Annotated in this window: 7 protein-coding genes; 2 read left to right on the top strand and 5 right to left on the bottom strand. The window is 60.0% G+C overall.

The annotated features are described in order from the left end of the window. Positions 1-100: 100 nt before the first annotated feature. From ACW9IR_RS27260 to ACW9IR_RS27245, 4 genes are read right to left on the bottom strand one after another with little or no spacing between them, the layout of a single operon-like run. Positions 101-586, bottom strand: coding sequence for a flavin reductase family protein (locus ACW9IR_RS27260; protein ID WP_016984497.1), 486 nt, complete (start codon positions 584-586; stop codon positions 101-103). 12 nt (positions 587-598) lie between these two features. Next, positions 599-2,080, bottom strand: a complete 1,482-nt coding sequence (locus ACW9IR_RS27255) for an aldehyde dehydrogenase (protein ID WP_008088056.1) — start codon at positions 2,078-2,080, stop codon at positions 599-601. Continuing rightward, positions 2,077-2,910 (bottom strand): alpha/beta fold hydrolase, encoded by an 834-nt coding sequence (locus ACW9IR_RS27250; RefSeq protein ID WP_158830924.1) that lies wholly within the window; start codon positions 2,908-2,910, stop codon positions 2,077-2,079. Before ACW9IR_RS27250 ends, ACW9IR_RS27255 begins: the two co-directional genes overlap by 4 nt. A gap of 31 nt (positions 2,911-2,941) precedes the next feature. Continuing rightward, positions 2,942-3,532 carry an amino acid synthesis family protein gene (locus ACW9IR_RS27245; protein ID WP_007917992.1) on the bottom strand — a complete coding sequence of 197 codons (591 nt, stop codon included), beginning with the start codon at positions 3,530-3,532 and terminating at the stop codon, positions 2,942-2,944. Positions 3,533-3,982: 450 nt separating this feature from the next. Between ACW9IR_RS27245 and ACW9IR_RS27240 the strand changes: the two genes are divergently transcribed. After that, a complete protein-coding gene (locus tag ACW9IR_RS27240; RefSeq protein WP_102902170.1) occupies positions 3,983-5,026 on the top strand; it encodes a WD40/YVTN/BNR-like repeat-containing protein in 1,044 nt (347 codons plus the stop codon). Then, complete coding sequence (locus ACW9IR_RS27235; protein ID WP_102902171.1) at positions 5,023-7,407, top strand: efflux RND transporter permease subunit; 2,385 nt, start codon at positions 5,023-5,025, stop codon at positions 7,405-7,407. The genes ACW9IR_RS27240 and ACW9IR_RS27235 overlap by 4 nt, the downstream gene beginning before the upstream one ends. Positions 7,408-7,713: 306 nt before the next feature. On the opposite strand, the gene ACW9IR_RS27230 is transcribed toward ACW9IR_RS27235, so the two are convergent. Next, a complete protein-coding gene (locus tag ACW9IR_RS27230; RefSeq protein WP_430948395.1) occupies positions 7,714-8,433 on the bottom strand; it encodes a FadR/GntR family transcriptional regulator in 720 nt (239 codons plus the stop codon). Positions 8,434-8,576: the final 143 nt, after the last annotated feature.

Raw genomic sequence — 8,576 nt, 5'->3', positions numbered from 1 at the left:
GGAGCCTGCTCGTGATAGCGGACTGACATTCAACAGGGATGTCGACTGATCTACCGCTATCGCGAGCAGGCTCACTCCTACAGGGTTTTGTGTGAATCCGTCAGGCCAGGGTTGGCAGGGGGCCGAGCTTGCCCTTGTGGTAAATCATCGGCGTCACCGGCTGCGCTGGCAGGATCAGGTTCTTGACCGCGCCAACGATAATCGCGTGATCACCACCGTCATATTCACGCCACAACTCGCACTCGATGATCGCCGTCGCCTTGGCGAGGATCGGGTTACCCAACTCGCTTAAATGCCACTCGATGTCCTTGGCCTTGTCCTTGCCTTTACCGGCAAATGCATAGGCCTCAGCCGTCTGGTCGGCGGACAGCAAATGGATCGCGAATTTCTTGCTGTCACGCAGCACCGGGTAGGTGTCGGAAGCATAGTTGGGGCAGAACAGCACCAGCGCCGGGTCAATCGACAGCGCACTGAAGGCGCTGGCGGTGATGCCGACGATCCCGCCTTCGGGGTCGACGGTGGTGACCACCGTGACGCCGGACGGGAACGAGCTCATGACGTCTTTGTAAATGCCGGGTTCGATCATTTCGCAGGACTCCTAGCGCATCACAAACGGATCAGGCATTGGCGCCTGGGAAAGGTTGATCCACACCGTTTTCAGTTCGGTGTAGGCCAGCACCGAATCGATGCCGCTTTCGCGTCCATAGCCACTGTTCTTGAAACCGCCGATCGGCGCCATCGCCGACACCGCGCGGTAAGTGTTGACCCAGATAATCCCCGAGCGCACATCGCGAGCGAGGCGATGCGCCCGGCCCAAATCACGCGTCCAGATGCCGGCGGCGAGGCCGAACTGCGAGTCGTTGGCGATCGCCAGCGCTTCGGCTTCATCTTTGAAACGGATCACCGAAGCCACCGGGCCAAAGACTTCTTCCTGCATGATCTTCATCGAATTGCGGTCGCATTCGAACAGCGTTGGCTCATAGAACCAGCCTTCGCCGAGATCGGTTGGCCGCTTGCCGCCGGTACGCAAACGCGCGCCCTCGGCGATGGCATCGGCGACCAAACCTTCGACCACCGCCAGTTGCTGCGCGGTGGCCATCGGGCCCATTTCACTGTTGTCTTCCTGCGGGTTGCCGATGCGAATGCGCTGGGCGCGTTCGACCAGTCGATTGACGAACTCGTCGTAGATCTCGTCCTGCACCAACAGCCGCGAACCGGACACGCAGCTCTGACCGGAAGCGGCGTAGATCCCGGCAATCGCGCCGTTGATCGCGCTGTCCAGGTCGGCGTCGGCGAAGATGATATTCGGCGACTTGCCGCCCAGTTCCAGCGACAGCTTGGCGAAGTTCTCGGCGCTGCTGCGCACCACATGCCGCGCTGTCGCCGCGCCGCCGGTGAAGGCGATTTTGCGGATCAGCGGATGGCGGGTGAGGGCGGCGCCGGTGCTCGGGCCGTAACCGGTGACAACGTTGACCACTCCCGGCGGAATTCCCGCTTCGAGAGCCAGACGTGCCAGTTCAAGAATGGTCGCCGAAGCGTGCTCGGACGGCTTGATCACAATCGTGTTGCCGGCGGCGAGGGCCGGGGCCAGTTTGATCGCGGTCAGATAAAGCGGGCTGTTCCACGGAATGATCGCGGCCACCACACCCATCGCTTCGTGCACGGTATAGGCGAACAGATCAGGCTTATCCAGTGGCAGCGTGCCGCCTTCAAGCTTGTCGGCAAGGCCGGCGGTGTAGTGAAAGAACTCCGGCAGATAACTGACCTGGCCACGGGTTTCGCGGATCAGCTTGCCGTTGTCGCGGCTTTCCAGCTGCGCCAGTTGTTCCTTGTTTTCCGCGATCAAATCACCGAGACGACGCAGTAACTTGCCGCGTGCGGTGGCGGTCAGGCCGCGCCACGCCGGGCTGTCGAAAGCAGTCTGTGCCGATTGCACGGCGCGCTCGACGTCCGCCTCATCAGCGTCGGGCAGCTCGGCCCAGGCTTGCGCCGTGGCCGGGTTGAGGCTTTCGAAGGTCTTGCCGGAGAGGGCGTCGACCCATTCTCCGCCGATGCACATCTGGAAGCGTGCGAGTGTCATGCAACGATCCCCTTTATATGGTTTTGTCGGGAGTGTGCGAATTGGAGAAATTCCAACAGCGTCTGATTGACCAGACGCGGCGACTCTACGGGCATCATATGCCGTTGCTCGGGCAGCACGGCAACCTTTGCACCGGGGATGCGTCGAGCCAGTTGCTCGGCCATTTCCGGAGTCGAACCCGGGTCGAGTTCGCCGGTGGCGATCAGCGTCGGCGCCTGAATGCTGCCCAGGTCGTCAACGCGGTACATGTCTTGGGTGGCGAACAATTCGTAAGTGGTCAGGTAGCCTTGCGGATCATTGCCGGCGAGGGTCTGGCGAATCGCCGCGATCTGCGCCGGATTAGCCGCCTGATATTCGCGGCTGAACCAGCGTGACAGCGCCGCTTCGGCATTGGCATCCGGGCCGTGTTCGGCCGCTTGCGCGGTGCGCGCGATGACGCCGGCACGCTGTTCTTCGCTGCGGTTGAACACGCTGTTCAACACCACCAGGCTTTGCAGGCGCTGCGGATAATGCAGGGCAAAGGCCCGCGCGACCAGACCGCCCATGGAGAAACCGATCACCGCTGCCTGGGGCAGATTCAGATGATCAAGCAGCTCTAGCAACTGATCGGCGTAACCGAGCAGATTGGTGCCGCTGGCCGGTCGCGGGCTGGCGCCATGCCCGAGCATGTCGTAGGCGATCACCCGGTATTGGCTGGACAGGCCGACAATCTGCCCGCCCCACATTTCTTTGTTCAGGCCCACGCCGTGGATCAAAACCACGGGCTGGCCTTGGCCGGTCGCCAGGTAACTGGTGCCAGCCGGGGTGAGTTCAGCGGTGAGCCGAATCATGGAGCGCTCCTGCAGTGCCTTTTTATTGTGATTACTGGGCCTTTTCGGCGGCCAGTTCTTCCAGATCGATGTAGCGGTTACCGATGCGCGGGTGCAGGCGACCACCGTCGGCGCAACCCAGCACGACGACGATTTCGTCGGCGCGCGGCGCGTCTTCGATCTGCATTTCCAGGGTGATGTAGTGCGAACGCTGACCTTCGTCGTCCTTGTGCATCATCGGGATCTGAATCGAAGTGCCCGGGCCGCCGCGCTTGTTGGTGAAGCTCAGGTAGCTCTTGGCGTTGACGGCTTCGCGGTAGTGATTGCCGAAGCGCAGGGTGTGGATCACGGCGGAGGCGTGTTCGATCTCGCCATCGGCGCCAACCACGGCGGCTTTGCCATAGGCCTCGATTTTTTCCGCACCGCCGATGATGCCGACCAGACGCTCGACCATCAGCGCACCGAGGTCGGAGCAGTTGGCGCGGATCTGCGGCTTGAGGTCTTCCACGAAACCGTTGCCCACCCATGGGTTTTTCATCACCACGGCGAGACCGACCATGGTCACTGGCTTGTCGGTGGCTTTGCCGCCTTCGATGAAGGTTTCTTCGACATAGCTGACGATCTTGCGAATTTCGAAACTCATGAGCTGCTCCGTAGGGGGATTGAGAGTGTCTGTGCGTCTGATGGTATACCATAATACCGATCGTGCAAGTCCCCTCGACGACTTTTGCCGCATCACCCCGGCGAATGGTCATGTATTCAAATTCCAAAGCCCCCATCAACCCCTGTGGGAGCGAGCTTGCTCGCGAAGAGGCCCTTTCAGTCGACATCTTCATTGCCTGACCCAGCGCTTTCGCGAGCAAGCTCGCTCCCACAGGGGAATTTCTTCGTTACAGAAGGCCGCTTTCGGTTAACAAAAGATAACGTGGCGCCGATTGTCAGACGTTTCGAAAGCCCGATAGGATGAGCCAGCTTCCGAAGTGGCTCTGGATTGCGGGTTTCAGGACTATGCTCCTGAGCAGCCATCAGCGGAGCACACTTGCGGCGCCCTTGAAGGCCAGATGGCCTAACAATAATAAAGAGGGGAAGGTCTATGAGTCGTTGCCGCCCGCCGGCGTTACGCAACACCGCGTTGCTGGCCACAGCACTCTCGCTGCTGGGCTTTGCCACGTTATCGGCACCGGTGATTGCCGCCGAGGCCCCGGCTGACGTGGTCTATGCCACCGAATCTACTAAAGCCGCGAAAAGCCTGATTCTCGATGTCGTCCACGCTGGCGCGCGCCTGGTCGCGGTCGGCGATCGCGGGCACATTCTCTATTCCGATGACCAGGGCAAAACCTGGACGCAAGCCAAAGTGCCGACCCGGCAACTGCTGACGGCGGTGTACTTTGTCGACGACAAGCACGGCTGGGCGGTCGGCCACGACGCGCAAATCCTCGCCAGCGCAGACGGCGGTCTGACCTGGACCAAGCAATTCGAAGACCTCAAACGTGAATCGCCGCTGCTCGACGTCTGGTTCAAGGACGTCAACAGCGGCCTTGCCGTGGGCGCGTACGGCGCGCTGCTTGAAACCACCGACGGCGGTAAAAACTGGGAAGACGTCAGCGACCGCCTCGACAACGAAGATCAATTCCACCTTAACGCCATCGCCGCGGTGAAGGACGCCGGGCTGTTTATCGTCGGCGAGTCGGGCAGCATGTTCCGCTCCGCCGACGACGGTCAGACCTGGGAAAAACTCGAAGGCCCGTACGAAGGTTCGCTGTTCGGCGTGATCGGCACGGCGCAGGCGCAAACCCTGCTGGCCTACGGCTTGCGCGGCAATCTTTATCGCTCCACGGATTTCGGCAGCACCTGGGAGCAGGTCGAACTGAAAGCTGCACGCGGGGCGCTGGAGTTCGGCCTGTCAGGTGCGACCCTCCTTGAAGACGGCTCGATCGTCATCGTCGGCAACGGCGGTTCGGTGATCAGCAGCAGCGACAACGGCGAGACCTTCAGCGTCTTTAACCGTCCGGACCGCATCTCGCTGTCATCGGTCACCGCTGCCGGCGACGGCAACCTGATTCTGAGCGGGCAGGGTGGTCTTCACACCACACAGCCGAACGGTGCCGAGATCAATAACAAGAAGGCGGGGCTATGACTTCCTTGATCACTCCTCAGCAGGACAAGGCGACGTTTCTTGAACGCCTGATTTTCAACAATCGCCCGGCAGTGATCCTGATCTGTCTGGTGGTGAGCATTTTCCTGTTCTGGCAGGCGACGCTGATCCGGCCGTCAACCAGTTTTGAAAAAATGATCCCGCTCAAGCATCCGTTCATCGAGAAGATGATGGAGCACCGCAACGATCTGGCGAACCTGGGCAACACCGTGCGCATTTCGGTGGAAGCCAAGGACGGCGACATCTTCTCCAAGGAATACATGGAGACCCTGCGCCAGATCAACGACGAGGTGTTCTACATCTCCGGCGTTGACCGCTCCGGCCTGAAGTCGCTGTGGAGCCCGAGCGTGCGCTGGACCGAAGTGACCGAAGAGGGTTTTGCCGGCGGTGAAGTGATCCCGCAGAGCTACAACGGCTCGCAGGACAGCCTCGACCTGCTGCGCAACAACGTACTCAAGTCCGGCCAGGTCGGGCGGCTGGTGGCCAACGACTTCAAGTCGAGCATCGTCGACATCCCGCTGCTGGAGTCCTACCCGGATCCGGAAGACCAGGGCAAGTTGCTCGCGCTGGACTATCGCAAGTTCTCCCATGAACTCGAAGACAAGATCCGCAACAAGTTCGAAGCACAGAACCCCAACGTCAAAATCCACATCGTCGGTTTCGCCAAGAAGGTCGGCGACCTGATCGACGGTCTGGTGATGGTGGTGCTGTTCTTCGGAATCGCTTTCGTCATCACCCTGATCCTTCTGTTGTGGTTCACCAACTGCGTGCGCAGCACCATTGCGGTGTTGAGTACGACGCTGGTGGCGGTGGTCTGGCAACTCGGTTTGATGCACTTTTTCGGATTCGGACTTGATCCGTATTCGATGCTGGTGCCGTTCCTGATCTTCGCCATTGGTATTTCCCACGGCGTGCAGAAGATCAACGGTATCGCCCTGCAATCCAGCGAGGCCGACAACGCCCTGACCGCAGCGCGGCGTACCTTCCGGCAACTGTTTCTGCCGGGGATGATCGCGATTCTGGCGGATGCGGTGGGCTTCATCACGCTGCTGATCATCGACATCGGCGTGATCCGTGAACTGGCGATTGGCGCGTCGATCGGCGTGGCGGTGATCGTGTTCACCAACCTGATTCTGCTGCCGGTGGCGATTTCCTATGTCGGCATCAGTAAACGGGCGATCGCCAAGAGCAAGAAGGACGCCAACCGCGAACACCCGTTCTGGCGCCTGCTGTCGAACTTCGCCAACCCGAAAGTCGCACGCATCTCGGTGCTGCTGGCGCTGATCGCCTTCGGTGGCGGCCTCTGGTACAGCCAGAACCTGAAAATTGGTGACCTCGATCAGGGCGCACCGGAACTGCGTCCGGACTCGCGCTACAACAAGGACAACAATTTCATCATCAGCAATTACTCCACCAGCTCTGACGTATTGGTGGTGATGGTCAAGACCAAGGCCGAAGGCTGTTCGCGTTATGAGGCCATGGCGCCGATCGATCAGTTGATGTGGAAGATGCAGAACACCGAGGGCGTGCAGTCGGCGATCTCACTGGTGACCGTGTCCAAGCAGATGATCAAGGGCATGAACGAGGGCAACCTGAAATGGGAAACCCTGTCGCGCAACCCGGACGTGCTGAACAACTCGATTGCCCGCGCTGACGGTCTGTACAACAACAGTTGCTCGCTGGCGCCGGTGCTGGTGTTCCTCAACGATCACAAGGCCGAAACCCTCGATCGGGCGGTGCATGCGGTGCAGGAATTTGCCCAGGAGAATAACAAGGACGGTCTGGAATTCATCCTCGCCGCCGGTAATGCCGGCATCGAAGCGGCCACCAACGAAGTCATCAAACAGGCTGAGCTGACCATCCTGATTCTGGTGTACATCTGCGTGGCGGTGATGTGCATGATCACCTTCCGCTCGTGGGCGGCGACCCTGTGCATCGTCCTGCCGCTGGTACTGACCTCGGTACTCGGCAACGCGCTGATGGCGTTCATGGGCATCGGCGTGAAGGTTGCGACCTTGCCGGTGGTGGCGCTGGGTGTGGGGATTGGTGTCGACTACGGCATCTACATCTACAGCCGCCTGGAAAGTTTCCTGCGTGCCGGGCTGCCGTTGCAGGAAGCCTATTACCAGACGCTGAAATCCACCGGTAAAGCGGTGCTGTTCACCGGCCTGTGCCTGGCGATTGGTGTGTGCACCTGGATCTTCTCGGCGATCAAGTTCCAGGCCGACATGGGCCTGATGCTGACCTTTATGCTGCTGTGGAACATGTTCGGTGCGCTGTGGCTGCTGCCGGCACTGGCGAAGTTCCTGATCAAGCCGGAGAAACTGGCGGGGCAGAAGGGCAATTCGCTGTTTGCGCATTGATCTGAAGGGCTGAAACGACAAAGCCGCAACCTTAGGGTTGCGGCTTTTTTTGTGGCTCAAGATCAACAGCCCCTCACCCTAACCCTCTCCCGGAGGGAGAGGGGACTGACCGAGTGGTGCGGCTTGATACATCGACCTGAAATACCGAGTTGATTATGGATTCACAGCAGATCGTTCGACTTGAGATACCGAGTCGATTATGGATTCACTGCAAATCTTTCAAGTCGGCGTAAATCCCAAATATCCCCCAATCGGTCCCCTCTACCTCTGGGAGAGGGCTAGGGTGAGGGCAAGCAGTCTCAAGCCTTAAGTAAGTTCAGCGCCAAGCACAACACTCAACGCACTACGCGCATCATCCAACTGCACCAACGTCGCATGCCGAGCCCCCAGCGCATCCCGATTCTCGATGGCGGTCAAAATCGCCTTATGCCGCGGCAACGCCAATTCATGCAGATTCGGCCGCTGATTCGAATGCTTCAACGCCTCGGCAATCGCCACCGACAACATGTTGCACAGGTTCGCCAGCAAATCATTGTGCGTCGCATCGGCAATCCGGCTATGGAAATCCAGATCCGGCTGCAACAACGCTTCCGGCGTCGGCGCCGCTTCCATGCGCTGGTACGCCTCACCAATCGCCGCGATATCGGCATCGGTGGCGTGCTGAGCGGCGAGGGCGGCAGCGGCCGGTTCGATAATGCTGCGCACACTGGTCAGCACATTGAAAAACTCATTTTGCGGGCTGCTTTGCATCAGCCAGTGCAGCACGTCCGGGTCGAGCATGTGCCACTCGCGGCGGGCCTTGACCACCGTGCCGACGCGTGGCTTGGAATACACCAGACCTTTGGCGACCAACACCCGCGTGGCTTCGCGCAACACCGGCCGGCTGACCGCGTATTCCTCGCAGAGCAGGGCTTCGGCGGGCAGTTTGTCGTCGGGCTTGAAGCGTCCGGAGACGATCTGCATGCCCAGTTCCTGGACGATGCGCGAGTGCATGCTTTTGCGGTCGGAGGGTTTGCGGTAATCCATGGGGAACGGCGCGATCCTGAGCGATGGAGATGCCGCGCATCATAGCAGGCACGGCACAATCTTGAGGGAGTACACAAAACCAAATGTAGGAGTGAGCCTGCTCGCGATAGCGGTGTATCAGATGAACAATTGTTAACTGACAC

The organism is Pseudomonas sp. SDT291_1_S447 (assembly GCF_054070155.1).
The sequence above is the reverse complement of the archived record's forward strand: the minus strand, read 5'-3'. Positions and strand labels throughout refer to the sequence as shown.

Coding starts and splice junctions, on each gene's coding strand:
- ACW9IR_RS27235 (WP_102902171.1), top strand. CDS start 5,023: ATGACTTCCTTGATCACTCCTCAGCAGGACAAGGCGACGTTTCTTGAA.
- ACW9IR_RS27255 (WP_008088056.1), bottom strand. CDS start 2,080: ATGACACTCGCACGCTTCCAGATGTGCATCGGCGGAGAATGGGTCGAC.
- ACW9IR_RS27250 (WP_158830924.1), bottom strand. CDS start 2,910: ATGATTCGGCTCACCGCTGAACTCACCCCGGCTGGCACCAGTTACCTG.
- ACW9IR_RS27240 (WP_102902170.1), top strand. CDS start 3,983: ATGAGTCGTTGCCGCCCGCCGGCGTTACGCAACACCGCGTTGCTGGCC.
- ACW9IR_RS27260 (WP_016984497.1), bottom strand. CDS start 586: ATGATCGAACCCGGCATTTACAAAGACGTCATGAGCTCGTTCCCGTCC.
- ACW9IR_RS27245 (WP_007917992.1), bottom strand. CDS start 3,532: ATGAGTTTCGAAATTCGCAAGATCGTCAGCTATGTCGAAGAAACCTTC.
- ACW9IR_RS27230 (WP_430948395.1), bottom strand. CDS start 8,433: ATGGATTACCGCAAACCCTCCGACCGCAAAAGCATGCACTCGCGCATC.